This is a genomic window from [Mycobacterium] stephanolepidis, assembly GCF_002356335.1.
Lineage (GTDB): Bacteria > Actinomycetota > Actinomycetes > Mycobacteriales > Mycobacteriaceae > Mycobacterium > Mycobacterium stephanolepidis.
This window is the reverse complement of record NZ_AP018165.1, coordinates 3,692,459-3,717,656: the sequence shown is the minus strand read 5'-3', so window position 1 is coordinate 3,717,656 and position 25,198 is coordinate 3,692,459. Positions and strand designations below refer to the sequence as shown.

General features: G+C 64.9%; 26 protein-coding genes. 17 read left to right on the top strand and 9 right to left on the bottom strand.

Annotation, left to right across the window (positions count from 1 at the left end):
- Positions 1–19: 19 nt before the first annotated feature.
- The 3 genes from MSTE_RS18505 (at position 20) to MSTE_RS18495 (ending at position 2,439) form a co-directional block, all read left to right on the top strand.
- On the top strand, positions 20–1,000 hold the full coding sequence (locus MSTE_RS18505) for an alpha/beta hydrolase (RefSeq protein ID WP_157997717.1): 981 nt from the start codon (positions 20–22) through the stop codon (positions 998–1,000).
- A gap of 75 nt (positions 1,001–1,075) precedes the next feature.
- A complete protein-coding gene (locus MSTE_RS18500; protein ID WP_096503422.1) occupies positions 1,076–1,870 on the top strand; it encodes a biotin--[acetyl-CoA-carboxylase] ligase in 795 nt (264 codons plus the stop codon).
- 11 nt (positions 1,871–1,881) lie between these two features.
- Complete coding sequence (locus MSTE_RS18495; RefSeq protein WP_096503420.1) at positions 1,882–2,439, top strand: PH domain-containing protein; 558 nt, start codon at positions 1,882–1,884, stop codon at positions 2,437–2,439.
- Here MSTE_RS18495 and MSTE_RS18490 read toward each other — a convergent pair.
- Complete coding sequence (locus MSTE_RS18490; protein ID WP_096503418.1) at positions 2,355–3,092, bottom strand: GtrA family protein; 738 nt, start codon at positions 3,090–3,092, stop codon at positions 2,355–2,357. The two genes, MSTE_RS18495 and MSTE_RS18490, sit on opposite strands and share 85 nt — an antisense overlap.
- Before the next feature lie 158 nt (positions 3,093–3,250).
- Between MSTE_RS18490 and MSTE_RS18485 the strand changes: the two genes are divergently transcribed.
- The 3 genes from MSTE_RS18485 (at position 3,251) to MSTE_RS18475 (ending at position 6,245) form a co-directional block, all read left to right on the top strand.
- On the top strand, positions 3,251–4,459 hold the full coding sequence (locus MSTE_RS18485) for a 5-(carboxyamino)imidazole ribonucleotide synthase (protein ID WP_096506079.1): 1,209 nt from the start codon (positions 3,251–3,253) through the stop codon (positions 4,457–4,459).
- Between the two features lie 67 nt (positions 4,460–4,526).
- On the top strand, positions 4,527–5,027 hold the full coding sequence (purE, locus tag MSTE_RS18480) for a 5-(carboxyamino)imidazole ribonucleotide mutase (protein WP_096503416.1): 501 nt from the start codon (positions 4,527–4,529) through the stop codon (positions 5,025–5,027).
- 54 nt (positions 5,028–5,081) lie between these two features.
- Entirely contained in the window at positions 5,082–6,245 is a 1,164-nt protein-coding gene (locus MSTE_RS18475) for an acyl-CoA dehydrogenase (protein WP_096503414.1), read from the top strand.
- 6 nt (positions 6,246–6,251) lie between these two features.
- Here the strand turns inward: MSTE_RS18475 and MSTE_RS18470 are convergent, their stop codons facing one another.
- Positions 6,252–6,938, bottom strand: coding sequence for a TIGR03089 family protein (locus MSTE_RS18470; RefSeq protein ID WP_096503412.1), 687 nt, complete (start codon positions 6,936–6,938; stop codon positions 6,252–6,254).
- Entirely contained in the window at positions 6,935–8,440 is a 1,506-nt protein-coding gene (locus MSTE_RS18465; protein WP_096503410.1) for an LCP family protein, read from the bottom strand. Before MSTE_RS18465 ends, MSTE_RS18470 begins: the two co-directional genes overlap by 4 nt.
- 119 nt (positions 8,441–8,559) lie before the next feature.
- Between MSTE_RS18465 and rfbD the strand changes: the two genes are divergently transcribed.
- From rfbD to manB, 3 genes are all read left to right on the top strand, one after another.
- Positions 8,560–9,414: a dTDP-4-dehydrorhamnose reductase gene (gene rfbD, locus MSTE_RS18460; RefSeq protein WP_096503408.1), complete on the top strand. Its 855-nt coding sequence runs from the start codon at positions 8,560–8,562 to the stop codon at positions 9,412–9,414.
- 69 nt (positions 9,415–9,483) lie between these two features.
- Entirely contained in the window at positions 9,484–10,356 is an 873-nt protein-coding gene (locus MSTE_RS18455) for a glycosyltransferase family 2 protein (protein ID WP_096503406.1), read from the top strand.
- Positions 10,349–11,458 carry a mannose-1-phosphate guanylyltransferase gene (gene manB, locus MSTE_RS18450; protein WP_096503404.1) on the top strand — a complete coding sequence of 370 codons (1,110 nt, stop codon included), beginning with the start codon at positions 10,349–10,351 and terminating at the stop codon, positions 11,456–11,458. The genes MSTE_RS18455 and manB overlap by 8 nt, the downstream gene beginning before the upstream one ends.
- On the opposite strand, the gene MSTE_RS18445 is transcribed toward manB, so the two are convergent.
- From MSTE_RS18445 to cofD, 5 genes are all read right to left on the bottom strand, one after another.
- Entirely contained in the window at positions 11,455–12,057 is a 603-nt protein-coding gene (locus MSTE_RS18445; RefSeq protein WP_096503402.1) for a hypothetical protein, read from the bottom strand. The two genes, manB and MSTE_RS18445, sit on opposite strands and share 4 nt — an antisense overlap.
- A complete protein-coding gene (locus MSTE_RS18440) occupies positions 12,042–12,761 on the bottom strand; it encodes a hypothetical protein (protein ID WP_096503400.1) in 720 nt (239 codons plus the stop codon). The genes MSTE_RS18445 and MSTE_RS18440 overlap by 16 nt, the downstream gene beginning before the upstream one ends.
- 115 nt (positions 12,762–12,876) lie before the next feature.
- The gene (locus MSTE_RS18435; RefSeq protein WP_162291678.1) at positions 12,877–13,419 is read right to left on the bottom strand and encodes an NUDIX hydrolase; all 543 of its coding nucleotides are present in this window, start codon (positions 13,417–13,419) and stop codon (positions 12,877–12,879) included.
- Between the two features lie 8 nt (positions 13,420–13,427).
- Positions 13,428–14,804 (bottom strand): coenzyme F420-0:L-glutamate ligase, encoded by a 1,377-nt coding sequence (locus tag MSTE_RS18430; RefSeq protein WP_096503396.1) that lies wholly within the window; start codon positions 14,802–14,804, stop codon positions 13,428–13,430.
- Entirely contained in the window at positions 14,801–15,769 is a 969-nt protein-coding gene (gene cofD, locus MSTE_RS18425; RefSeq protein WP_162291457.1) for a 2-phospho-L-lactate transferase, read from the bottom strand. The genes MSTE_RS18430 and cofD overlap by 4 nt, the downstream gene beginning before the upstream one ends.
- 379 nt (positions 15,770–16,148) lie before the next feature.
- Between cofD and MSTE_RS18420 the strand changes: the two genes are divergently transcribed.
- The gene (locus MSTE_RS18420) at positions 16,149–16,403 is read left to right on the top strand and encodes a WhiB family transcriptional regulator (protein ID WP_030096897.1); all 255 of its coding nucleotides are present in this window, start codon (positions 16,149–16,151) and stop codon (positions 16,401–16,403) included.
- A 20-nt stretch (positions 16,404–16,423) separates the two neighbouring features.
- Here the strand turns inward: MSTE_RS18420 and MSTE_RS18415 are convergent, their stop codons facing one another.
- A complete protein-coding gene (locus MSTE_RS18415; protein ID WP_075874157.1) occupies positions 16,424–16,924 on the bottom strand; it encodes a metallopeptidase family protein in 501 nt (166 codons plus the stop codon).
- Positions 16,925–17,076: 152 nt separating this feature from the next.
- Between MSTE_RS18415 and MSTE_RS18410 the strand changes: the two genes are divergently transcribed.
- The 7 genes from MSTE_RS18410 (at position 17,077) to MSTE_RS18380 (ending at position 25,198) form a co-directional block, all read left to right on the top strand.
- Positions 17,077–17,487, top strand: a complete 411-nt coding sequence (locus MSTE_RS18410) for a DUF3499 domain-containing protein (protein WP_096503390.1) — start codon at positions 17,077–17,079, stop codon at positions 17,485–17,487.
- A gap of 142 nt (positions 17,488–17,629) precedes the next feature.
- The gene (locus tag MSTE_RS18405; RefSeq protein ID WP_096503388.1) at positions 17,630–19,030 is read left to right on the top strand and encodes a phosphomannomutase/phosphoglucomutase; all 1,401 of its coding nucleotides are present in this window, start codon (positions 17,630–17,632) and stop codon (positions 19,028–19,030) included.
- Entirely contained in the window at positions 19,030–20,097 is a 1,068-nt protein-coding gene (locus MSTE_RS18400) for a TobH protein (RefSeq protein ID WP_096503386.1), read from the top strand. Before MSTE_RS18405 ends, MSTE_RS18400 begins: the two co-directional genes overlap by 1 nt.
- Positions 20,094–21,311 carry a mannose-6-phosphate isomerase, class I gene (manA, locus tag MSTE_RS18395; RefSeq protein WP_096503384.1) on the top strand — a complete coding sequence of 406 codons (1,218 nt, stop codon included), beginning with the start codon at positions 20,094–20,096 and terminating at the stop codon, positions 21,309–21,311. Before MSTE_RS18400 ends, manA begins: the two co-directional genes overlap by 4 nt.
- Positions 21,312–21,356: 45 nt before the next feature.
- Entirely contained in the window at positions 21,357–22,280 is a 924-nt protein-coding gene (locus MSTE_RS18390; protein ID WP_096503382.1) for a cation diffusion facilitator family transporter, read from the top strand.
- 53 nt (positions 22,281–22,333) lie between these two features.
- Positions 22,334–23,809: an amino acid permease gene (locus MSTE_RS18385; RefSeq protein ID WP_096503380.1), complete on the top strand. Its 1,476-nt coding sequence runs from the start codon at positions 22,334–22,336 to the stop codon at positions 23,807–23,809.
- A 159-nt stretch (positions 23,810–23,968) separates the two neighbouring features.
- Positions 23,969–25,198 (top strand): alkane 1-monooxygenase, encoded by a 1,230-nt coding sequence (locus MSTE_RS18380; protein WP_096506077.1) that lies wholly within the window; start codon positions 23,969–23,971, stop codon positions 25,196–25,198.

The window sequence follows — 25,198 nt, the reverse complement described above, 5'->3', positions numbered from 1 at the left end:
CTTCGAACCATGTGGAGCTTTGCAGACGCAGGATTGGCAGGAAACGGTGGGAACGCGCGTATTGGGGGAAGGTGTCATCGTCCGCGATATCCAGTACAGCGAATCTGTCGACACCATCGATGATTCCGGCAACCTGCTTGATCTCTACCTTCCAGATGGTGCCGATGGTCCAGTGCCCCTGGTGATTTGGACGATGGGAAGTGGATTTACCGCTCCGTCGGGCAGAGATGCTGGTGAAAAGTTTGCGGCGCAGCTTCTGCCGCATGGTTACGCGGTCGCCGCCGTGGCTGTGCGTGGAAGCTATCAAGCGCAGTTCCCCGCCCAAAAGCATGACACTCTGGACGCGGTGGCGTTCTTGCGGAGCAACGCTGCGCAATACTCATTGGACCCCGGGCGTTTTGCCTATATCGGCCACTCTTCTGGAGGCTGGAGCGCGGCCGTAGCCGGTACCGCAGGTCATGGGGAATCGGCGGTCAACGCGGTGATCGCGTTGTCGGCCCCAACCGATATTGCCGCTATGGATCGGCAAGCGCTCCCGGATGCAGGACAGAGAATAGCCGCCGGGCGGGTCGAGTCTGATGCCCTCGACGTGTTACCCGCATTTGATGGGCGGCACGAGGCCGCCGGTTCTCCCGAAGGAATGCTCCTTGGAGGTTCGGTGAGTTCCCGCCGTGACAAGGCAGCAGCTGCCAGTCCCGCACTGCATGTCACCCCCGAGGGTCCTCCTTTTCTTATCGTGCACGGCACGGAGGATGAATATGTTCCCTTTGCGCAGGGTGCGACCCTCTACCGTGCACTGGCTGACGCTGGCCGGGATGTGACCTTCGTGGTGTTGGCGGGAGGGAATCACAGTGCGTCACTTCCGCCTTGGGAGTCCCAGGTTGTCCAGAAGGCGACGCAGACCCAGAGCGTCGGATGTCGCGCTACGTTGACAAGTCGGGTCTCTGGTGACGGTTGGTCACAGATATTGAGCTTCCTGGACAAGCATCTGTCTAGGTGACCCGTGTTCTCTACTTGTAGAGACCTTGTGGCTTACGGGTGAGGCAGATGCGGTCTATCGGCCTAGGCTGAACGTGTGACCTCGGACAGACTCACCCTCACCGACAGCCCCGACGGACAGTGGCGCCGCATCGACGTCGTCGACGAAACCGGATCCACCAACGCCGATCTGGTGGCACGTGCCGCGGCAGGGGAGGACATCGACGGTGTCGTGTTGCTGGCCGAACACCAAACCGCCGGCCGGGGGCGTCACGGCCGCAACTGGGGCGCGCCCGCCCGCACGCAGCTGTCGATGTCGATGGGTATAGGAGTCGGTGAGGTGCCACCGGACCGGTGGGGATTGGTGCCGCTGCTGGCCGGAGTGGCGATCGTCGATGCGGTCGCCGAGGTGTCGGGCATTCAGGCCGGTCTCAAGTGGCCAAACGATGTGCTGGTGGAGGGGCGCAAGCTGTGCGGGATCCTGGCAGAGGTCGCGACACCGCAGTCGGCCATCGTGCTCGGCCTCGGACTCAACGCCACCTTCACCGAACACGAGCTGCCGGACCCCAATGCGACGTCCCTGGCGATCCTGGGCTGGGCCAATCCAGATCGCAACGAGCTGGCGCGAGCGGTGCTGCGTGAACTCGGGGGCCGCATCGCGCATTGGCGCACCGCCCGGGGAGTCGATGAGCAACTGCTGGAGGACTACCGCGCGCGCAGCGTCACCCTGGGAGCGCGGGTGCGGGCCGAGCTGCCGGGCGAGCGTGAACTGATCGGCGTAGCCGTCGGGCTCGGTAACGATGGACAGCTCCGTATCGAGGCGGCCGACGGCACCGTCACTGCGGTAACGGCGGGCGACATTACGCATCTGCGCCCGCTCAGCGACCAGTAAAGTCGCTGTACGTGGGGTATCCGGAGAACGTACTCGCCGACGACGAGCAGGTGGTGTTGCACCGCCATCCACATTGGAAGCGACTGATCGGCCCGGCCCTGGTGCTGATTCTGTCCACCGGAGCGGCGGCCTTCATCGCCGCAATGGTCGATAACACCGACTGGCAGCCCACCGCGAAGAACGTGGTGATGATCGCGATCGGTGTTGTCTGGCTGGTGCTGGTCGGCTGGCTGAGTGTGTGGCCATTCTTGAACTGGCTGACTACGCATTTCGTGATCACCGACCGGCGCGTGATGTTCCGTCACGGACTATTGAGCCGTTCGGGAATCGATATCCCGTTGGCGCGTGTCAACAGCGTCGAGTTCCGGCACGGTCTGGTGGACAGGATTCTGCGCACCGGCACTCTGATCATCGAGTCGGCGTCACAAGATCCGTTGGAGTTTCACGAGATACCGCGAGTGGAATACGTCCACTCGCGGCTGTATCACGAGGTTTTTGACACCCTCGGTTCGGAAGAGGGCGACAGCCGTTCCACCGGGCGAGGCCGGGAACGGCCACCCGCGACGTGATGCGCTGAGCCGTACAGGCCGCGGCCGACTTCGGTGCCGTGATGCACGGTGGTGCTGTTGGGCAGTCCCGGGTGCGGGTGCAACGGGGTGACGTTTTCCGAGTCGGTGCCTGATCCGTCGTCGTCCACCTCGGCCGCGACGAAGGCCACCGGAGTCTCGCCTTGGCGCCCGAACTCGTCGGGAAACACCCAGCGGCGGAAGGCCCAGAACCGGAACGCCATCTGCAGCAGGTTGCCGATGAGGTACGCGCTGATGAAGTCGGCGATGTTCTCGACCGTCAGGCTCACGTTCGGCACGCGCAGCTCAAGGATGTAACTCGATACCCACAGCGGAAGCATGGCGATAAGCACGCCGATGCCGCTGACCGCGAAGAACAGCAGCGCCTCGTGGTGCCGTTCCCGTCCGCCGCGGTCCCGGAAACTCCACTCCCTGTTGAGGATGTAGGAGGCGATGACGGCGATGATGCCGGAGATGATCTTCGCGGTGAGGGGCTTGGGCTCCAGGATCGTCAGCTTCAGCGCGTAGAAGATGCCGGAGTCGATGATGAACGTGGTGGCTCCGACGATGCCGAACTTGATCAGCTCGTGGTGCCGCTCGGCGACAGGCCGGATGAACCGGGGCAGCCGGGCGATGGTGGCATCGGCGAAAGACACAAATGGCGAGTGTACGGAAGATGGCAGGGCAGTGCGAAGCGGTCCGCAGACCTCATGTGGGTACGGGCGTGTATGTGATCACCTGATTCCGGCTGCTGACGACGGCTAAGACGGACCGTTCCGGCGGGGCCGTGTGGCCAGCATGACAACATATGTCTGTGCCCGAAACTCCCGTCGTCACCATGATCGGTGGTGGTCAGCTGGCCCGGATGACCCATCAGGCGTCGATCGCGCTGGGTCAGACACTGCGGGTGCTGGCACACGCCGCCGATGAGCCGGCGGCTCAAGTCACCCCCGATGTCGTATTCGGTTCGCATACCGATCTTGATGATCTGCGCCGCGCGGCGAAGGGAGCCACCGTGCTCACCTTCGACCACGAACACGTCCCGACGGCGTTCCTGGAGACCCTGCAGGGCGAGGGCGTCAATGTGCAGCCGCCGCCGTCGGCGCTCATCTACGCGCAGGACAAGACGTTCATGCGACGCAAATTGAAGAGCATCGGGGCTCCGGTGCCGGGATTCGCGGATATCAAGACCGTCGCCGACGTCGAGCGGTTTGCCGCTGAGACGGGCAGCCGGGTCGTGCTGAAGGCGGTGCGGGGCGGATACGACGGCCGCGGCGTGTGGATCACCGACGATCTGGATGAGGCGCGCGCGGTGGCCGCCGAGCAACTGGCCGCCGGTGTGGAGCTGCTCGCCGAGGAACGCGTCGACATGCGCCGTGAGCTGTCGGCGATGGTGGCCCGCTCGCCGTTCGGGCAGGGTGCCGCCTGGCCCGTAGTGGAAACCGTTCAGCGGGATGGGATTTGCGCCGTGGTTATCGCGCCGGCACCGGAGCTACCCGAGGAACGGGCGATGGAGGCCGAGCAGCTGGCGCTGCGGATCGCCACCGAGCTCGGTGTGACCGGATGCCTGGCGGTGGAACTGTTCGAAACCAATGACGGCCGATTGCTGGTCAATGAGCTGGCGATGCGACCACACAACTCCGGGCATTGGAGCATGGACGGCGCGCGGACCGGGCAATTCGAGCAGCATCTGCGCGCCGTGCTGGACTACCCGCTCGGCTCCACCGAACCGCTTGCTCCTGTGACCGTCATGGCCAATGTGTTGGGCGCACCTGAGACTCCCGCGATGTCACTCGATGAACGGATGCACCATTTGATGGGCCGCATCCCGGAGGCGAAGGTGCACTTGTACGGCAAGGGTGAGCGTGCGGGCCGCAAGCTGGGGCACGTGAACATCCAGGGCCGCGCGGATGGTTCGCCGTCCGATCCGCGGTATGTGGCCGAGGTGCGCGAGCGCGCCGAGCGTGCCGCGCACTGGCTGTCGCACGCGGTATGGACCGACGGATGGCAAGCGACGCACTGATGGGCGCTTGTGCGAAGAGGCGGAGGCGCTGATGAGCGCCTGCGCGACGATGAGAGGACGCTGAATAGTGAGTGCGCGAGTCGGCCTGATCATGGGCAGCGATAGTGACTGGTCGGTGATGTCGGATGCCGCGAATGCCTTGGCGGAGTTCGCAATTCCTTTTGAGGTGGGTGTTGTTTCGGCACACCGCACGCCGGCGCGCATGCTGGAGTACGCACAGACCGCCGCCGACAGGGGCATTCAGGTGATCATCGCCGGGGCCGGCGGGGCAGCGCATCTGCCCGGCATGGTGGCCTCGGCCACCCCGTTGCCGGTCATTGGTGTTCCGGTGCCGCTGGCGCGGCTGGATGGTCTGGATTCCCTGCTGTCCATCGTGCAGATGCCTACGGGTGTGCCGGTCGCGACGGTGTCCATCGGCGGCGCCCGCAACGCCGGGCTGCTGGCCGCACGCATCCTGGGGGTCTCCGACACCACGCTGCGGGACAAGGTGGTCGCCTTCCAAGCGAGCATGGAAGCAACCGTTTTGGAGAAGGATGAGGCGCTGCGGCGCAGACTATTAGGCGACTAAATTGACCGTGACGTACAGTTAACGGCGACTAACTGTTCGATCCTGGAGGCTGTGATGGCTGGAAACCCGTCGTTTGACCTGTTCAAGCTGGCAGAAGAGCATGACGAGTTGCGTGCGGCGATCCGTGGCCTGGCTGAAAAAGAGATTGCTCCCTACGCCAAGGATGTCGACGAGAAGGCCCGGTTCCCCCAGGAGGCCCTCGATGCGCTGGTCGCCTCGGGCTTCAATGCCGTGCATGTTCCCGAGGAGTACGACGGTCAGGGCGCCGATAGCGTGGCCGCCTGCATCGTCATCGAAGAGGTGGCCCGGGTCTGCGCGTCGTCCTCGTTGATCCCCGCCGTCAACAAGCTCGGCACCATGGGCCTGATCCTCAGCGGCTCCGAAGAACTCAAGAAGCAGGTTCTGCCGTCCATCGCCAGCGGCGAGGCGATGGCCTCCTACGCGCTGTCCGAGCGTGAGGCCGGCAGCGATGCGGCCAGCATGCGCACCCGCGCCAAGGCCGACGGCGATGACTGGATCATCAACGGCAGCAAGTGTTGGATCACCAACGGTGGCAAGTCTTCCTGGTACACCGTGATGGCGGTGACCGATCCCGAGAAGAAGGCCCACGGCATCTCGGCGTTCATGGTGCACAAGGACGACGAGGGTTTCACCGTCGGCCCGCTGGAGCACAAGCTGGGCATCAAGGGCTCGCCCACCGCGGAGCTGTACTTCGAGAACTGCCGGATTCCGGGCGACCGGATCATCGGGCAGCCGGGCACCGGTTTCAAGACCGCGCTGGAGACGCTCGATCACACTCGGCCCACCATCGGTGCGCAGGCCCTCGGGATCGCGCAGGGTGCGCTCGACGCCGCGATCGCATACACCAAGGACCGCAAGCAGTTTGGCCGGTCCATCAGTGATTTCCAGGGTGTGCAGTTCATGCTCGCCGATATGGCGATGAAGGTCGAGGCCGCCCGCCTGCTGGTGTACACCGCGGCGGCGCGCGCCGAGCGCGGCGAGAAGAGCCTGGGCTTCATCTCCTCGGCGTCCAAGTGCTTCGCCTCCGATGTGGCCATGGAGGTCACCACCGATGCCGTGCAGCTGTTCGGCGGCGCCGGATACACCACCGACTTCCCGGTGGAGCGGATGATGCGCGATGCCAAGATCACCCAGATCTACGAGGGCACCAACCAGATTCAGCGCGTGGTGATGACCCGCGCCCTGCTTGGTTCCTAACTCGCGCTAGGAGAGCGTGCGGGTGACCTTTTCGGAGGTCACCCGACGCTCCTGCGCGCTCGGGTCCGGATTGGCCACCTGCACCAGGGAGGCTCCGGCGATGAGCACTGCCAGCAGATTGTCGACCAGCACGTCCGGGCTGTCCCAGGAGCCGGTGCCCAGTACCCGATCTTCGGCCGTGATGCCTTGCGTCGCGGCACTTTCGCGTGCGGCAGCGGCAACATCGTGAACGTTGCGGCCGTTCAGGGCGGGCCCGGCACCGGCGGGTGAGAATCGGTCGCCGTGTACGCGGACCGCCGTCGAATAGTCGGTCAGTCCCAGCGGCAGGTTCGGTACGGGGCGACCGAACGCGTCAAGCGACAGCACGCACACCTCGTCGGCGTCCGGTTCGTCGCCGGGCGTGCAGAACGCTACGTCGGCACTGTCCTCGCCGCCGAGCACCACTTCGGCTCCGGCCCACCAGATTCCGAGCAGCACGCCCGCTGTTTGCCAATGTGCGGGCAGCCGCACCGCGACCGTTGACCCGGGTCCGGCACCGAATTCGTCACGCAGCATGTTGGCGGTCTTGGCCGCCCAGTTGGCCAGCGTCACCGTCGAGAGTTCGATGCGTTCGCCGGAGGCGTCGTCGTAGTAGGTGACCCGGGGCGCCGGATTGTTCGCATCGCCCAGCAGCAGGGAGGTGAGGTCCATCAGTTGACGCAGCGTGGGCCGTTGGCCGCCGTGAAAATCGGCGACGGGGGCGGGGGCGGTGCCTCGTCTTCGGTGGAACCGGTTTCCGAGGCGGCAGGTGTGGTCTCACGGCCAGAGCCGGGACCGTGGTAGTCATTGGACAGCACCACGCGGACGGTGTGCTCGGCCAAGCCCTGCTTCTGCACTACCTGCAGCCCCAGTGCCTCGGCCACCGCCCTGGCGCCCACATCGTCCAACTCCGCGGCCTGAACCTGGCTGTTGCCGGCATGCTCGGCATCGTTGTTGCCGACCTTGCCTGCGGTGAATCCCTTGCCCACCAACAGTTCCGATACGGCAGCGGCGAGGCCGTTGATCTGGGTCTCGTTCACGACGTCGGCGATTGTTTGGTCCTTGGAGTAGGTGGCCTCTTCGGTCTTGCCCTGGGCCTGCTGGTCCAGCAGGCCGGATACCCAGTTGCGCACCTGATCGGGATCGACCTTCACGACACTTTGGGTGCCGTCCTCGGTCCAACCGTCCTCGCGCAGGATGGGAATGGTCGCGAATGCCACGTTGCCCCCGGACAGCTTCTGCAGCTGCTTGATGAAGTCCATGACGTCCCAGCCCTCACTGAGCACCACGGTGCGCGTGATCGCATCGCGGAGCTTGCCCAGCGTGGAGGGGTTGGTGAGTGTTCCCCCGGACAGCGCCGAATGCGCCAGTGACGACATCACCACCTGCTGGCGGACCACACGATCGAGGTCACCGCGCGGCAGATCGTGGCGTTGTCGCACGAAGCTCAATGCGTTGGGGCCATCGAGTGTCTGCGGACCGGCGGGAAAGTCGGCTCCCGACATCGGTTCGTAGACAGCCTCGTTCAGGCACACGTTGACGCCACCGAGTGCGTTGGTCATCAGTACGAACCCGAGCATGCTCACCTCGGCGTAGCGATCGACGGTGACGCCGGTCAGCTTGGCCACGGTCTGGGTGAGCGCCGAACGCCCGGCGTCGACGGATTCGCGTTCGGCGGCTTCCAGCGTCTCGCCGGATTCGACGCGTTTCTGACGGTCGTTCTCTTTGGCTTCGCCGTAGACGCCGTTGATCTTTCCCTTGCTGCCGTCCGGGACTGTGACATAGGAGTCGCGGGGGATGGAGATCGCCGTTGCGGATTTTCCGTTGCTGGGGATGCGGATGAGGATGATGGTGTCGGTATTGGTGGCCGTCTCGTCTCCGGCTCGCAGCATGGACAGCTCGTCCTGTGAGAGCGGATTGCCGTGTGCGTCGCTGCGACTGTCGACGCCCACCATCAGAATGTCGATCGCGCCGTCATCGGGCCTTCCGGCATTGCCGAACAGGCCGGGAAGATCGAACCGGGCGATGTTCGGATCGATGTTGCCGATCTTTCCCCAGGCGGCGCCGGTGACCACCATGACGGCGACGGCGGCCAGCGTCGCAATACCCCGCCACAGAGGGCGTGGCGTCTCCGTCTGCGACGAGCCGCCCGCGCGAGGAGCGTGAGGGTCGGTCACGGTGATCCGTTTCTTTCCGGGCCGGGCGTTCGCCGGGCAACGAGTCTCAAGCCTCGTCAAGGCTACGTCGGGGTGGCTCTCATCCCTCGGAAGCGAAGTCGGCGTGCCAGACTCTCGGTGTGCTTGTTATCACCGGAGCGGGCGGTCAGCTCGGCACCCATCTGATTGCCCGTGCCGCGCTTCGCGCCCTCCCTGTCCGTGCCCTGAAATCGACTGATTGGGATATTACCCGCGACGGCGTGCCCGACGGGGTGATTGCTGCCGGGGACACCGTGATCAACTGCGCCGCCTACACCGCCGTGGATGCCGCGGAAAGCGACGAGGCCAGGGCGTACGCGGTCAACGCCGAAGGTGCTGCCCGGGTGGCTCAGGCGTGTCGCGAGGTTGGGGCCAGATTGATCCATATCTCCACCGATTACGTGTTCAGCGGTGAGTTCGGTGATGCCGGCCCACGCCCGTACCGCCCGGGTGACGCCACGGCTCCGGCCGGTGTGTACGCGCACACCAAGCTCGCCGGAGAACGGGCCGTGCACGATGCCTTACCGACAGCGCAGGTGGTGCGCACGGCGTGGGTCTACACCGGCGTCAACGGTGATTTCGTCGGAGTCATGCGGAGATTGGCAGCCGGGGACGGCCCGGTGCGGGTGGTCACCGATCAGACCGGATCTCCGACGTATGCCGCAGACCTCGCCGAGGCTTTGTTGGACCTCGCGGCCTCCGACGTTCGCGAACCGTTGCTGCACGCGGCGGGGGGCGGAGCGGTGAACCGGTTCGACTGGGCGAAGGCCGTGTTCGAGCTGGTCGGGGCGGATACCTCGCGGCTGCAGCCCTGTCTGTCCGTCGATTTTCCGAGCGCAGCGCCCCGTCCGGTGTACACGGCGCTCGACGGCGATCTATGGGCCGAGGTGGGTCTGGCACCGCTGCGTCCGTGGCGGGATGCGTTGGCTGAGGCGCTGGCCACACATCAGGGGTAGGTACCCTCAAGCACCGTGCCTGATCCTCATCGCCCGAGTGGCCCGTCGGCGCCGCTCGAGCAGATCGCCGTGGTGACGGTGACGTACTCGCCTGGCGAGCATCTCCATCGCTTCCTCAGAACGCTGCGCCACGCCACCGATCGCCCGCTGCGGTTGATCCTGGCCGATAACGGCTCCACCGATGGGGCGCCCGAAGTGGCCGCCGAGGAGCCCGATGTCGAGCTGCTGCGCACCGGGGGCAATGTCGGCTACGGGAAGGCCGCGAACCTTGGGGTGGCGCAGGTTGATCCCGAAGCCGAATGGATTGTGATCGCCAACCCCGACGTGCAGTGGGGTCCGGGAAGCATCGATGCGCTGCTTGAGGTTGCGCAGCGTTGGCCCGCTGCGGGTGCGCTGGGTCCGCTTATTCGTGAACCCGATGGTTCGGTGTATCCCTCGGCGCGAGTGGTGCCCTCGCTCGCGGGTGGCGCGCTTCACGCGCTGCTGGGATCGGTGTGGCCCACCAATCCGTGGACCGCGGCGTATCGCCAGGATCGGATGGAGCCGTCCGAGCGCATCGTCGGTTGGCTCTCGGGATCTTGCCTGCTGCTGCGGCGCAAGGCCTTCGATGCCATCGGCGGATTCGACACGCGCTACTTCATGTACATGGAGGACGTCGATCTCGGGGACCGGCTGACACGTGCGGGTTGGCAGAACGTGTATGCGCCGAGCTCGGAGGTTGTGCATGCGAAGGGTCATGCGGCCGGTCGCGACCCGGCGCGCAGCCTCTCCGCGCACCACGACAGCGTCTACATCTATCAATCAGACCGGCACCCACATTGGTGGCAGGCACCGTTGCGTTGGAGCATTCGGGGCGCACTGGCGGCTCGATCTGCGATCGTGGTGCGCGCGGCCATCCGCGCCAACCGGCGCCGGGATAAGCAAGGAGACGGGAATGCCTGACAGTGTTGTACCTGGCAGTGTTGAATCGGGCACCGTGAAAGCCGATGCCGTCATCTTGGTGGGCGGGCAGGGCACCCGGCTGCGTCCACTGACGCTCTCAGCGCCCAAGCCGATGCTGCCGATCGCCGGCTTCCCCTTCCTGACGCATGTGTTGTCTCGGGTCGCCGCGGCCGGGATCGATCACGTGGTGCTCGGGACGTCCTACAAGGCCGAGGTCTTCGAGTCGGAGTTCGGCGACGGATCCAAGCTGGGCCTGTCGATCACGTATGTCACCGAAACGGAACCGCTGGGTACCGGCGGAGCCATCCGGAATGTGCTGGACCATCTGCGGCACGACACCGCCCTGGTGTTCAACGGCGATGTGTTGTCCGGCTTGGACTTGAAAGACCTTCTCGCGCAGCATGAGCAGACCCAGGCTGATCTGACGTTGCACCTGGTACGGGTCGGCGACCCGCGCGCGTTCGGTTGTGTGCCTACCGATTCCACGGGGCGCGTGACCGCATTCCTGGAGAAGACCGAAGATCCGCCCACCGATCAGATCAACGCCGGGTGTTACGTGTTCCGGCGTGAGCTGATCGAACAGATCCCCTCCGGGCGGCCGGTGTCGGTTGAGCGAGAAGTCTTTCCAGGGCTGCTGAGCAGTGGTGCCAAGGTATGCGGATACGTCGACACGAGTTACTGGCGCGATATGGGAACTCCCGAGGACTTCGTGCGCGGCTCGGCAGACCTGGTGCGCGGCATCGCGCCCTCACCCGCGATCCCCGAGCATCCGGGTGAGGCACTGGTGCACGATGGCGCCTCGGTGGCACCTGGCGCGCTGGTGATCGGTGGCACCGTGGTGGGTCGGGGAGCCGAAATCGGCCCCGGGGCACGGCTTGACGGTGCGGTCGTCTTCGACGGTGCGCGCATCGAGGCGGGTGCCGTGGTGGAACGCTCGATCATCGGGTTCGGTGCCCGTATCGGTCCGCGTGCGCTGGTGCGTGACGGTGTGATCGGTGATGGGGCAGATATCGGTGCGCGGTGCGAGCTGTTGCGCGGCGCCCGGGTGTGGCCCGGAATCACCATTCCCGACGGTGGTATCCGGTACTCCTCGGACGTCTAGGGACTCGGCCGCACGTCGGCGTCGGACGGCGCGTACTCGGCAGACGAGCCGAACATGCCTGAGGGGTTGGCGTTCTCGATGATCGTCGACGCCTTTGTGCTCGATAGCGGATTGTCCAGCGATTCCTGGGTGCCGAAGAACGGCAGCAATATCGGAGTGGTTGCCCCAGAGGCGTGCACCATGGTGTAGATCCGCAACACGGGGTGATCGGAAACCAGTTCCTCGATGACGCCGCGGGACGCGAACTGGGTTTCGGTACACAACGCCTTACCGCCCAGGAAATCGTGGACCACGGTTGATTCCCGGAGGAAGCCGATCACGTTCTCGCCGAGTGCGATCTGCGGGGGATAGCAGGTCCGTGTTTCCTTCACCGATCGGTGGGTGACGGCGATCAGGGTGACCTTGATGACCGCCAACCGGACTGTCCGGGAATCGATATCGATGATGGTGCTGCCCTGATTCGTCGATCCGGGAGCCAGGAACGCCCCGCCGGACCCGCCGGACGAGCCGGCATAGATCAGTCGTGCCTGGGCAGGCATCGCCGGAGTTTCGCGATAGTCGCCGAACTGACTCCCGAGTGCGTTCAGGTGCCCGGCCACGACCTCGGGTGGCTGGCCGGGACGTCGACGCGGAACGATCCACGGTTGTGGTACGTGGTCTTGGCCAGCACGTGGATGATGGGGCCGGTCGAGCCCACCGGGGTCAACTCGGTCTGCACGTCTATCAGCGGAAGCGAACTGTGCGCCATGTACTCGTTCTGAATCCAGAACTGCACCAACCCGATGAGGGGAAACAGTGCGACGACGGCGATGCCGGTTCTCGTCAGTGCGCCCGCCGCATACCGGCTCAGATACAGCACCCAGCACAGGGCGACGGCACCCAACGCCAGCGCGACTCCTGTGATGCCCCCTATCTGGCTTGCGGGACTGCGCAGGTCGAGCAGCCAGACATAAGCGGTGAGGCAGATGACGAATACCTGGCTGGCCAGGGGGGTGAGCACGGAACTGTGCCGGTACTTCACAATTACCCCGATCGCCAGTGCGCAGCTGATGCCGATGGCAAGGAGCAGCGCGGTGCCCAGCAGATCCCACGCGTTCTGGGTCAGCGTGGCGTTCTTGGCCGCCAGCCACAACACGATCGTGCCGTCAATGGCGATGCACAACACCAAGAGCGCTCGGACTCGTGGTCGTAAATCGCCGAGGGTGAACGTGTGCTGGGGCTCGTCAGCACCGGGGGATGGCTCGCGGTCGGGCTTGGTGATTCTCGCGCTGCCACCAAAGGGGGTCTCAATCTTGATGTCCATGCGCGCCCCTTACCGAATGACCGCTGATGAGGGCACGATACGACGGTTGGTGACGTGCGATACGCGTAATGCACTACCTGACTTCCCGCGCCTGGAGAGTCGGTGTGGGTGGCGCTCAGCGCAGCCGGGCGCGGGCCCGCTGGGCCAACACGACGACCGAGGGATCTTCGGCCGGAATCTGGTCGATGGGCCACCAGCGCAGGTCCAGTGATTCGTCGCTGACGGTGATCTGGGCGCCCTCGGGTGCGCGCGCCAGGAACTGCAGATCGAGATGACGGGTCGGCACACCCAGCGAGCACGTGATCGGGTGTACGTGTATGCCAAGCAGATTCGGCTCGAGAGTGAGGTCCGGTATCCCGGACTCCTCGGTGGCTTCACGCAGCGCGGCCGCCCGGATGGTGGCGTCCTCCTCCTCGCAGTGGCCGCCCAGCTGAAGCCACTTACCCACGCGGGGGTGCAGGGTCAGCAGCGCCTGTGACCCGTCGTGGTTGACCACCAGCGCCGAGGCGGTGATATGACCTGCGGCGCTGCGGCGACGGCACGCGTCCGGGTTGGCGTCGAGGAAGGCCAGAACGGAGTGCCGCAGGCTGTCCTGCTCGGCGTCGGGCGCCTCCCATGTGGAGAGCAGCTCGACGGCGGAAGCCTGCAGACACGACATACGGCTCATCACAGCTCAACCAGCATCTGGCCGGCAGGCAGGGGAGTGCGGGGTTCCAGCGTCGCCTCGGGATATCCGTCCGGGTACCCGATGGCGATGGCTCCCATCGGTTCCCATGAGGCATCCAACTCGAGCTGCCTGCGGACGATGTCGGCGGCGAAGATGGTGGACCCAATCCAGCAGCTCCCCACGCCCCGCGCTGCCAGCGCCACCAGCAGAGCCTGTACCGCGGCGCCTACCGCGACGGTGAACATGGTGTGCTCCGCCGCAGTCCGGCGCTCGTCGGGGTAGTCGTGGGCTCCGTCGGGTACCAGGAACGGGATCACGACTTCGGGTGCGTCGTAGAGGATCTGTCCGCGGGCGACCCGCTTCTCGACGGATTCCTGGGTGCGTCCGTCGCCGCTGAGATCCACGGCCCATGCCTGCTTCATGGCGTCCAACAGTGCGCGCCGTGTCGTCAGATCCCGTACCCATACGAATCTCACCGGATGGGTGTGGTGCGGAGCGGGTGCCGTCAACGCCTCACCGATGGCTTCCCGTAACAGATCGGAATCGACTGCGATATCAGCGAATTGCCGGATCGAGCGGCGCACCAGTACCGCATCGCGACGCCCCTGCTCGAGCGCTTCTGCGGTGCCGAGCCAGAACAGGTCGTCGGGTCCCGAGCGCTGCAGATCGCGGGCCACGCTGCCGTCGTCGGGCACCGACAGACCCCGCACCACCGCAACCGGCACATCGGTGAGCTTGCCCTTGACAAGGTCGGCGGCCGCGGCGATCTCGTCGACGATGGCCACCTCTGTCACCTGAAGCTCGTTGCCGTGCTTGTCCTTTGCGCCGGCGTAGCCGTACAGGACGGGGATGCCGGAAGAACCGATGGCGGCATCGGTCTGGCCGTTTCGCCAGGCCCTTCCCATGGTGTCGGTGATCACCACGGCTACGTTCACGCCCAGCTGTCGCGACAGCGCCGCTCGCACCGCCGCCGCGCTGCCATCGGGGTCGGTGGGGAGCAGCACGAGTTCGGCGGTATCGACATTGGACGCGTCGATTCCGGCGGCGGCCTGCACGATGCCGATGGTGTTCTCGGTGATCAGTGTCTTTCCCTTGCGGGCCAGTACGCGGACCGACTCAGAGTCGATCAGTTTGCGGCGCAAGGTGTCCCGTGCCTCGGGGTCGGTCGGCGCGGCGACGATCCGACCCTCGGCCTTGGAGATGATCTTGCTGGTGATCACGATCACATCGCCGTCTCGAACCCATGGCGCGGCCTGGGCTATGACTCCGGCGACATCGTCGCCGGGGCGGAATTCCGGCAGGCCCGCAATGGGTAAGATCTCCACCGGAGCCGCCGAACCATGTTCCGGTGCAGGGGAATCCGCAGATGGGGTCATAGAGTAACTCCGGCCAGGTCGAGTCCCGCACGCACCATCGCCGCCGTCGCGTCCGGGTCGGTCATGAGCAGCGGAATTGACCGTACCTGAACTCCCGCAATGTGAGCCGCGTCACCCTCGTCGACCAGCCAGCCATCCAGGATGCCGGTCTGTGAGCGGGCGCCGAAGTGTTCCCCGACACCTTGCGAGCTCACCTCGACACCGATCACGCGCAAACATTCGTCAGCCATTCCGCGGAGTGGCTTACCGGACACGATTGGCGAGTATCCGATGACCGGAGCAGCGGTTGTGCGGAGCGCCCCGCGAACTCCGCCGACCTCCAGGACGGCCCCGATGCTCACCACCGGATTGGACGGCGCCAGCAAGACGGCATCCGCCTCTGCGATGGCCTCGGCAACGCCCGGGCCCGCCTTTGCTTCGTCCGCGCCGACGAACGCGAAACTGTGGGTGGGTACCTGTGCTCGGTGCTGTACCCACCACTGTTGGAAGTGGATGGCGCGCTGCTCTCCATCGGCGGGGTCGGTGATCACCACGTGGGTCTCGCAGCGGTCGTCGCTGGCGGGTAACAGGCGGACTCGGGGCTGCCATCGATTGCATAACGCTTCGGTGACCGCTGATAGCGGATAACCGGCTCGCAGCATTTGACTGCGTATCAGGTGAGTGGCCAGGTCCCTGTCGCCGAGCGAGAACCAGTCGGGCTGGGCGCCGTAGGCAGCCAGTTCCTCCATGGCGTTCCAGGTCTCGCCGCGGTGCCCCCAGCCGCGTTCCGGATCGATCCCGCCGCCCAGGGTGTACATGCAGGTGTCCAGGTCAGGGCAGATCCTGACGCCATGCATCCAGGCGTCGTCGCCAATGTTCACGATGGCGTTTATCTGATGCTTGCTGGAGTCTGATCCGAGCAAGCGTTGGACGCCGAGCAGGAAGCGCGCTCCGCCGACGCCGCCGACGAGGACGGTGAGTTTCACGCTGACCGAGACTAGTGCGCCGGCAATGATGCGACACGCCACGAGGGCGCCACGCCGATTTTGTCGGTCGTAGATGGTATGAATTTTCGTCCTTCGCTTGACCCCGGCAGCGAACACGTGTGTAATCACACCAGTGTCATTCCTCGGGCTGGGTTTGGAAGTTGCAGGCGCAGACCGAGATTCGATCAGATGTTCGAATGGAATGGCCGGGAAAGCGACAATGTGGCACGAAACCGGGCACGACGACTGCAAGTGGGAATGGTGAGGAGGCGGGACGATGCTGTTCGGGCACAATGAATTTGGCGCACACGACGAGCTGAGTTCCGGCGTCGGCACGGGTGCGACGGGCTTGCCGCCCGCACGTCCGCATCTGACGTTGGTGCAGAACGATTTTGATGCGCTGATTGGTGTCGCTGATGATCAGTGGCAAGAGAAGGCGCTGTGCGCACAGACCGATCCCGAGGCGTTCTTCCCTGAGAAGGGCGGGTCGACTCGCGAGGCCAAGCGCATCTGCCAGGGCTGCGAAGTCAAGGACGAGTGCCTTGAGTACGCACTGGCCAACGACGAGCGATTCGGTATCTGGGGCGGGTTGTCCGAGCGTGAGCGCCGCCGCCTGAAGCGGGGCATCATCTAACTCCGCGTTCGACCGGGCGGTTAGTCGCCCTCATCGGTGATGGTCGGGTCGATCACCGATGGTTCCACCCCCAGGTGGGTGGCAACCTGCGCCACCAGCAGATCGTGCAGGAGATCCGACAAATCCCCAGATTTCTTCGCGCGTAATTCGATCGGCTTGCGGAACAGGACAATTCGCGCCCGGGTGGTGTTGCCCCGGGTGTCGACGCCGGCAGGAATGAGCCTTGCCAGCGGGATCGGTCCGTCAGCGATCACCTCCGGCGGCCATTGCACAGACTCGGGATCCTTGGGTTGGATGCGCGGAATCTCGTCCACCGCGACATCGAGACCCTCCAACCGCGACTGCCACGCCCGCTCGATGGGTTCGTAGGCCTCCAACACCGCCATATCGAAGCGCTCGGCGCGTGAGCGCCAGCCGGGAACGGTCGGCGGCAGGAGCGGGCCACGAAAATCGCGCCCCCGTCGAGAGCCCTGCGAGCTCGACCCGCCAGCCGAGCCGCCGCGCCGTCCGTCACGTGCCATACGGGAAATGGTAACGGTGTGACTGCTGTGGCTGACGAATCACAACGAGCCGATCACCCCGGGGTCTCTACCTGGTCACTGGAGGGTCTCGGTGGGTTCACAGCGCGTGTCTGCGGGTCGGAACGTGTTTGCGCACGCTAGCCTCAACGTTTGTGAGAGCCCCCCGTCGCTGCTGTCGACCCGGGTGCCCGAGTTCCGCCGTGGCGACGTTGACGTTCGTCTATGCGGACTCGACGGCCGTGGTTGGGCCGCTGGCCACGTCCAGCGAGCCGCATTCGTGGGATCTGTGCGTGCAACACGCGAGCCGGATCACCGCGCCCCGTGGCTGGGAGCTGGTCCGGTACAACGGCCCCTTGCCGTCGAACCCCGAGGATGACGACCTGGTTGCCCTGGCCGATGCGGTTCGGGAACCCACCGGAGTGCGGATGGCTGCGGCGGGATTCAGCGAGCCCGTACTCGATATGGGAGCGCCGGCCACCTCGGCTGCTCCCCGGCCCGTGCATCCGGCCCCGGTCGGGCGGCGCCGCGGACATCTGCGGGTTCTACCGGATCCTGCCGAGTAGTTCTGATCAGGTGATTTCGGCTTGGCCCGGTGACATTCTGTACCCTCTCGCCGGACGTTCACGTTGGGCACTCGCCGACCACTAGGCTGGCCAGCGACACCTAACGTCCCTCGCTCGACAGATCAATAGGAGTGCACTCGTCATGGCCCGGTCCGCCGACGCTGTCCACGCAGTCATCAAGGCGTACGACGTCCGGGGCCTCCTGGGTGAGCAGATCGACGAGTCGTTCGTGTTCGAGGTGGGTTCTTCGTTCGCACGACTGGTCAAGGCCGAGCGGGCAGACGCCGGTGCGCCATTGCGGATCGTGGTGGGCCGCGACATGCGGGACTCGTCGCCTCCGCTGGCCCAGGCGTTCACCGAGGGCGTCACCGCGCAGGGTGTCGATGTCGTGCAGATCGGACTGGCGTCCACTGATCAGCTGTACTTCGCTTCGGGGCTGCTGGATTGCCCGGGAGCCATGTTCACCGCCAGCCACAACCCGGCCGCGTACAACGGAATCAAGCTGTGTCGCGCCGGTGCCAAGCCGGTAGGCAGGGACACCGGCCTGGCCATCATCAGCGAGGAGCTGATCAACGGAGTGCCCGCGCACGACGGTCCGGCGGGCACGGTCACCGAACGTGATGTTCTCGCCGAGTACGGCGAGTTCCTGCGGTCACTGGTTCAGTTGAGCGGGGCACGCCCCCTCCGAGTGGCTGTGGACGCGGGTAACGGTATGGCCGGGCACACGACACCGGCGGTGTTGGGCGCGATTCCGTCGATTGCGCTCGCGCCGTTGTACTTCGAGTTGGACGGCAATTTCCCCAACCACGAAGCCAACCCGCTCGATCCGGAGAACCTGCGCGATCTGCAGGCCTTCGTGGTGGCCGAGGGTGCCGACATCGGGCTCGCCTTTGACGGCGACGCCGACCGATGCTTCGTGGTCGATGAGCGCGGACGGGCCGTCTCTCCTTCCGCGGTAACCGCTTTGGTGGCGCGTCGAGAGCTGGACCGGGAAATCGGCGGCACCATCATCCACAATCTGATCACCTCGCGTGCCGTCCCCGAGCTTGTCGTTGAGCATGGCGGAACGCCGGTGCGCTCTCGCGTCGGGCACTCGTTCATCAAGGCGCTGATGGCCGAGACGGGCGCGATCTTCGGCGGTGAGCATTCCGCGCACTACTACTTCCGGGACTTCTGGGGCGCCGACTCCGGAATGCTGGCGGCACTTCACGTGCTGGCAGCCCTGGGCGAGCAGGACCGGCCACTCTCAGATCTCATGTCTGATTACGAGCGGTACGCGTCTTCCGGCGAGATCAACTTCCGCGTCTCGAATGCCAAGGCATGCATCGATGAGGTGTTGAAGTCATTTGGCACACAGATAGTTTCGATCGATCATCTCGACGGTGTCACCGTCGACATCGGTACCGGAACGTGGTTCAACCTGCGCACGTCCAACACCGAGCCATTGCTGCGCCTCAACGTCGAGGCCCGCACCGACGAAGATGTGGCGGGTGTGGTCGCGCGCGTCACCGAGTTGGTCGACCGCACCGAGGCCGCGACCTGATGAAGGCCACCATCGATCTGGACGACGCCGAGGCGCTGTTGGCGGCCGACCGCGATGGTTCGCTGCAGGCCGCTTCGATGGCCGGCTCACAGGTGCGGGCGGTCGGTACGGCCATCGCCGAGGGCGCCCTGGAGCCGCTTCACGTGGAGGACCGGTCGCGCGCGCTCGTGTGGGTCGCGGGCCGCGGCACGGCCGCGACGGCGGGAGCGGTTCTGGCTGGGGCGCTGTCGGATACGGCGAGTCTTCCGTTCGTAACCGCCAGCCGGGCCCCGGTGTGGGTGGGCCCGCTCGATGTCATGGTGGTCGCCGGTGACGATGCCGGTGATCCTGCCCTCACCGCTGCGGTGTCGGTGGGGACGCGTCGGGGCGCGCGGGTGGTCATCGCCGCACCCGATGAGGGACCTTTGGCGGATTCCGGTGCCGGCCGGGCGATTTCACTGGCGCCCCGGTTGCGCGTGCCCGACACATTCAGTCTTGCTCACAACCTTGCCGTCGGGGCGGCGGTGCTGGGGGTGCTCGACAGGGCCATCGCACCCGATGTCATGGCCATCGCCGATGAAGTGGACGGCGAAGTGTCGCGGAACACCGTGGGCCGGGAGATCTTCACCAACGCCGCCAAGGTGATCGCGACGCGATTGACCGGCGGTCCCGCAGTGTTCTGCGGGGATCGGTCGGCCACCGTTGCGCTCGCTCAGCACGCGGCGGCGACGCTGCTGCGGTTGACGCAGCGCACCGCTACCGCGTGCGGCCTTCCGCAGGCGTTGGCCGCGATGCGGGATGCCTTGTCGAGCAGGAGTTCTGGTGAGAGCTCACTGTTCCATGACGAGTTCATCGATGGTCCTCGCGGCGATGGTCCACCGCGGATACTTGCCCTTGCGACCGATAGCGACTTCCAATCGGTTGCGGCGAGGATCGATGGCATCGACGAAGCCCAGCTGGTGAGCACCACCGACCTCGGCGACGTGTCGGCCCGACCGTCGGAGCTCGCGCAGCTGATGATGCTCGCGACACGGCTCGAGATGGCCTCGGTCTACGCCCGGCTTGGCGGGGGGAGATCCGGGCTGTGAATCTGCTCAGGGGGGCGATCAGGACGTACGCCTGGGGTTCGCGGACGGCGATCGCCGAGTTCACCGGGCGCCCCACACCGACACCGCATCCGGAAGCCGAACTGTGGCTGGGTGCGCACCCCGCCGACCCGGCTTACCTGGAAACCGGTGGTGGCGCACAGTCATTACTCGATGTGGTGGCCGCAGATCCGGCGGGGCAGTTGGGTCCGGCATCGGTGGCGGAGTTCGGTGATCAATTGCCATTCCTGCTCAAGGTGCTGGCGGCCGACGAGCCGCTCTCGCTGCAGGCCCACCCCAGTGCGCGGCAGGCGGCAGACGGGTACGCGCGTGAAGAGGCGGCGGGTGTCCCGCTCAACTCTCCGGTGCGCAATTATCGAGATCGCAACCACAAGCCGGAACTGGTTGTGGCGCTAGATCGTTTCGAGGCGCTGGCAGGCTTCCGCGACCCCGGTGACACCGTCGAACTCTTTCGCGCGCTCGATGTCGGCGAGCTGACACCGTATGTGAATCTGTTGGCCGGACAATCCGACGCCGACGGGCTACGCGCCCTGTTCACCACCTGGATAACCCTTCCGCAGCCCAGTCTGGATCTGTTGGTGCCCGCGGTGCTCGAGGGTGCCGTGCGCTATCTGTCCTCCGGCCATGAGCGTTTCGTCGGCGAGGCGCGCACACTTCTGGAGTTGGGCGAGCGCTATCCGGCGGACGCCGGAGTGCTTGCCTCGCTGTTGCTGAATCGGCTCACGCTGGAACCGGGGGAGGGGATTTACCTGCCCGCCGGAAATCTGCACGCGTACCTGCGCGGTTTGGCGGTCGAGATCATGGCCAATTCCGACAACGTGCTGCGCGGCGGACTTACCCCCAAGCACGTCGATGTGCCCGAATTGCTTCGGGTGCTGGATTTTTCACCTGCCGCCGAAAAGCACCTGCATGTTGAGACCGTCACCGACGGTGCGCAGACTCGGTACCTCACACCCGCCAAGGAGTTCGCGTTGTCGCGATTCGATCTGGTGGACGGTGAACGCATCCCGGTGGACGTGAAGGGACCGCGGATAGTGCTGTGCACCCGGGGCAGTGTGCGGTTGGGCGGTAAAGGGCCGGATCTTGACGTGCATGCGGGACAGTCGGTGTGGATACCGGCTGACGGCGGAGATGTGACGCTGACCGGGCACTCCGATGCCCGTGTATTCATGGCAACAGTCGACGCGGACACATGACCGTCCGGCAGGACAATACGAGCGCGGGGAACAGAAGGAGAGTCGATGTCGGCAGGCGGCAGTAAGAGGGCGATCATCGCGGCGCTGGCGGCGAACGCGGGTATTGCGGCGGCCAAGTTCGTCGGCTTCCTGATCACCGGGAGTTCGTCGATGCTTGCCGAGTCCGTGCACTCGGTGGCGGACACCTCTAACCAGGGGCTGCTGCTCTACGGGCAGCGCGCCGCGAGTAAGGAAGCAGATCGACTGCACCCGTTCGGATATGGGCGTAGCCGCTTCTTCTACTCGTTTGTGGTCGCGCTGGTGCTGTTCACGCTCGGCTCGGTCTTCGCCCTCTATGAGGGCTATCACAAGATCCATGCTCCCGAGCATCTGCAGTCGCCCATTGTCGCGGTTGTGATCCTGGTGTTGGCGATAGGTTTGGAGGGCTACAGCTTCCGTACCGCCTTCGTGGAATCCAAACCGCTGAAGGGTAAGGCCAGCTGGTGGCAGTTCATCCGAAACTCCCGCAACCCCGAGCTTCCCGTCGTGCTGCTCGAAGACACCGGTGCCCTACTGGGGCTGGCCTTCGCGCTGTTCGGCGTCGGCATGACGATTCTGACGGGCGACCCCGTGTGGGATGGGATCGGCACCATAGCGATCGGCGTGCTGTTGGGTGTCATCGCGATTGTCTTGATGGTTGAGATGAAGAGCCTGCTGATCGGTGAGGGTGCGACCGCGACGCAGGAGCACGCGATCCTGGACGCGCTGACCGGCGCCGATCACGTCGAGCGGGTAATCCATTGCCGTACGCAGTATCTGGGTCCGGAGGAGCTTCTGGTCGCGGCCAAGATCGCGATCGCACCCGATGCGGATCTGCCGTTGGTCGCTGCCACGATCGATGCCGCGGAGCGGCGCGTGCGTGAGGCGGTGCCGATCGCGCAGGTGATCTACCTCGAGCCCGATCTGGATCGTTCTACCGTCAATTCGTAGCCGCCCGGTGTGATCAACAGTGGTGAGCGCGGGGGTTGTGCAAGACTGCCGTAATGCCAGGTAGCGGATTGTGGCGAACCAAGTCTGTCGAACAGTCGATCGCGGATACCGACGAGCCGGAAACGAAGCTCCGTAGGGACCTAACGTGGTGGGACCTCACCGTTTTCGGGGTCTCTGTGGTCATCGGAGCCGGTATCTTCACCGTCACGGCATCGACGGCCGCCAATGTCACCGGCCCGGCGATATCGCTTTCCTTCATCATGGCCGCGATCGGGTGCGGCCTGGCTGCGATGTGCTACGCCGAGTTTGCGTCGACCATTCCGGTTGCCGGCAGCGCCTATACGTTCTCCTATGCGACATTCGGTGAGTTCGCCGCCTGGATCCTGGGGTGGGACCTCATTTTGGAGTTCTCGGTTGGCGCGGCCACCGTTGCGAAGGGCTGGTCGAGTTATCTGAGCACAGTGTTTGGGTTATCCAGTGGCGCAGTGTATCTCGGTTCGCTCAAGGTCGACTGGGGTGCGCTGCTCATTGTCTCGGTGTTGACGGTGCTGCTGGCCGTCGGCACCAAGCTGTCTTCACGGGTGTCCCTTGTCATCACGACCGTCAAGGTTTTGGTGGTGCTACTGGTGATCATCGTCGGCGCGTTCTTCATCAAGGCGGCCAACTACACACCGTTCATCCCACCGGCGGAGGCGGGGAGCTCCAGCAGGACCGGTGTGGATCAGTCCCTGTTTTCGTTCATCGCCGGCGGTTCCGGAAGCCAGTACGGCTGGTTCGGGGTGCTGGCCGGCGCCTCGATCGTGTTCTTCGCATTCATCGGATTCGATGTCGTGGCCACCACCGCGGAGGAAACGCGCAACCCGCAAAAGGATGTGCCGCGCGGCATCATCGCCTCGCTCGTCATCGTCACCGTTCTGTACGTCGCGGTCACGGTGGTGCTCTCCGGCATGGTCAAGTACAGCGACCTACGGGCGGCCGATTCACATCCGAATCTGTCCACGGCATTTCACCTCAACGGTGTCGACTGGGCGGCCAAGGTCATCGCCATCGGCGCGTTGGCGGGGCTGACCACGGTGGTGATGGTGCTGATGCTCGGGCAGATCCGGGTCATCTTCGCGATGTGCCGGGATGGACTGCTGCCGCGCGAACTCGCCCGGACGGGATCGCACGGCACACCGATACGTATCACCCTGATCGTGGGCTTTCTTGTCGCGATAGCGGCGTCCCTCACCCCGATAGAGGGGCTGGAGGAGATCGTCAACGTCGGAACATTGTTCGCCTTTGTTCTGGTGTCGGCCGGCGTCATCGTGCTGCGGCGCTCCCGCCCCGACTTACCTCGGAGCTTCCGCACGCCGGGTGTGCCGTGGCTGCCCGTGGTCGCGATCCTGGCGTGCGGGTGGTTGATGCTCAACCTCGCTGTCCGCACGTGGATGTTCGCATTGGTCTGGATGGCCATCGGCGTGATCGTCTACTTCGCCTACAGCCGCAGGCACTCGGTGCTGGGGTTGCGGGTAGCTGTCGAGAAGTAGCGCGCTCCCTTCTCTGCTTAGGTCCCCTCTGCATGACGCGCACCACCACTTATTTTACAAAACATAGTTATTTGTCTGGACAGGCGACGAATCATGTCCTATTGTAAAATCTGTTCGGTGACGTACCTCACGCAGATATAGACCGAGGAGATGGTGACGATGACGTCAAACCTTGATGCAGCCCATGACCTGCCCGTCCAGTGGCGCGACCGCAAGCGCCACATGTGGCTGTACGGGATGATCCCCCCCACCGCGATCTTCATTGCGACGGCGCTGGTGTATGCGATGAACCAGCTCGGATGGCAGCAGTTCTCGCCGTTCTTCTTCTGGATCGGCCCACTGCTGGTGTACGTGATCCTGCCGCTGCTGGATCTGCGGTTCGGTACCGACGGTGAGAACGCGCCCGATGAGGTGATGGAGGCGCTGGAGAACGACAAGTATTACCGCTACTGCACGTACATCTTCATCCCCTTCCAGTACGCGAGCTTCTTTCTGGGGGCCTACTACTTCACCGCCACCGACCTGAGTTGGATCGGGTTCGACAACGGCATCAGCTGGATCTCCAAGCTGGGTATTGCCTTCTCGATCGGTGTGCTCGGCGGCGTCGGGATCAACACTGCGCACGAGATGGGACACAAGAAGGATGAGCTGGAGCGCTGGCTCTCGAAGATCACACTCGCGCAGACCTTCTACGGGCACTTCTACATCGAGCACAACCGCGGACACCATGTGCGCGTCGCGACACCCGAGGATCCGGCCAGCTCGCGATTCGGCGAGACGTTCTGGGGCTTCTGGCCACGCAGCGTCTGGGGCAGCCTGAAGTCCTCGTGGAATCTGGAGGCCACGCGCATGAAGCGGCTGAACCGCTTCGTGCTGCACCCGAGCAACGACGTGGTGAACGCCTGGCTGATGACGGTGGTGCTGTTCGGGGTCACCATCGCCATCTTCGGCACCGCGGTCATCCCATACCTGATCATTCAGGCCATCTACGGCTTCACCTTCCTGGAGACGGTGAACTACCTGGAGCACTACGGGCTGCTGCGGCAGAAGGTCGCCGACGGGCGGTACGAGCGCTGCACCCCCAAACACAGTTGGAACTCCGATCACCTGGTGACCAACATCTTCCTGTACCACCTGCAGCGGCACAGCGATCACCACGCCAACCCCACCCGGCGCTACCAGATGCTGCGCAGCATGGACGGTGCTCCGAACCTGCCCAGCGGGTACGCCACGATGCTGACGCTGGCGTACTTCCCGCCGCTGTGGCGCAAAGTCATGGATCAGCGGGTGCTGGATCACTACGACGGCGATATCACCAAGGTCAACGTCCAACCGAGCAAGCGCGCCAAGATTCTGGCCAAGTACGGCGTAACAGAACAGGCCGCCTGA

Coding starts and splice junctions, on each gene's coding strand:
- MSTE_RS18385 (WP_096503380.1), top strand. CDS start 22,334: ATGCCAGGTAGCGGATTGTGGCGAACCAAGTCTGTCGAACAGTCGATC.
- MSTE_RS18390 (WP_096503382.1), top strand. CDS start 21,357: ATGTCGGCAGGCGGCAGTAAGAGGGCGATCATCGCGGCGCTGGCGGCG.
- MSTE_RS18440 (WP_096503400.1), bottom strand. CDS start 12,761: ATGGACATCAAGATTGAGACCCCCTTTGGTGGCAGCGCGAGAATCACC.
- MSTE_RS18405 (WP_096503388.1), top strand. CDS start 17,630: ATGGCCCGGTCCGCCGACGCTGTCCACGCAGTCATCAAGGCGTACGAC.
- MSTE_RS18430 (WP_096503396.1), bottom strand. CDS start 14,804: ATGACCCCATCTGCGGATTCCCCTGCACCGGAACATGGTTCGGCGGCT.
- MSTE_RS18435 (WP_162291678.1), bottom strand. CDS start 13,419: ATGTCGTGTCTGCAGGCTTCCGCCGTCGAGCTGCTCTCCACATGGGAG.
- MSTE_RS18380 (WP_096506077.1), top strand. CDS start 23,969: ATGACGTCAAACCTTGATGCAGCCCATGACCTGCCCGTCCAGTGGCGC.
- MSTE_RS18475 (WP_096503414.1), top strand. CDS start 5,082: ATGGCTGGAAACCCGTCGTTTGACCTGTTCAAGCTGGCAGAAGAGCAT.
- manB (WP_096503404.1), top strand. CDS start 10,349: ATGCCTGACAGTGTTGTACCTGGCAGTGTTGAATCGGGCACCGTGAAA.
- MSTE_RS18400 (WP_096503386.1), top strand. CDS start 19,030: ATGAAGGCCACCATCGATCTGGACGACGCCGAGGCGCTGTTGGCGGCC.
- MSTE_RS18415 (WP_075874157.1), bottom strand. CDS start 16,924: ATGGCACGTGACGGACGGCGCGGCGGCTCGGCTGGCGGGTCGAGCTCG.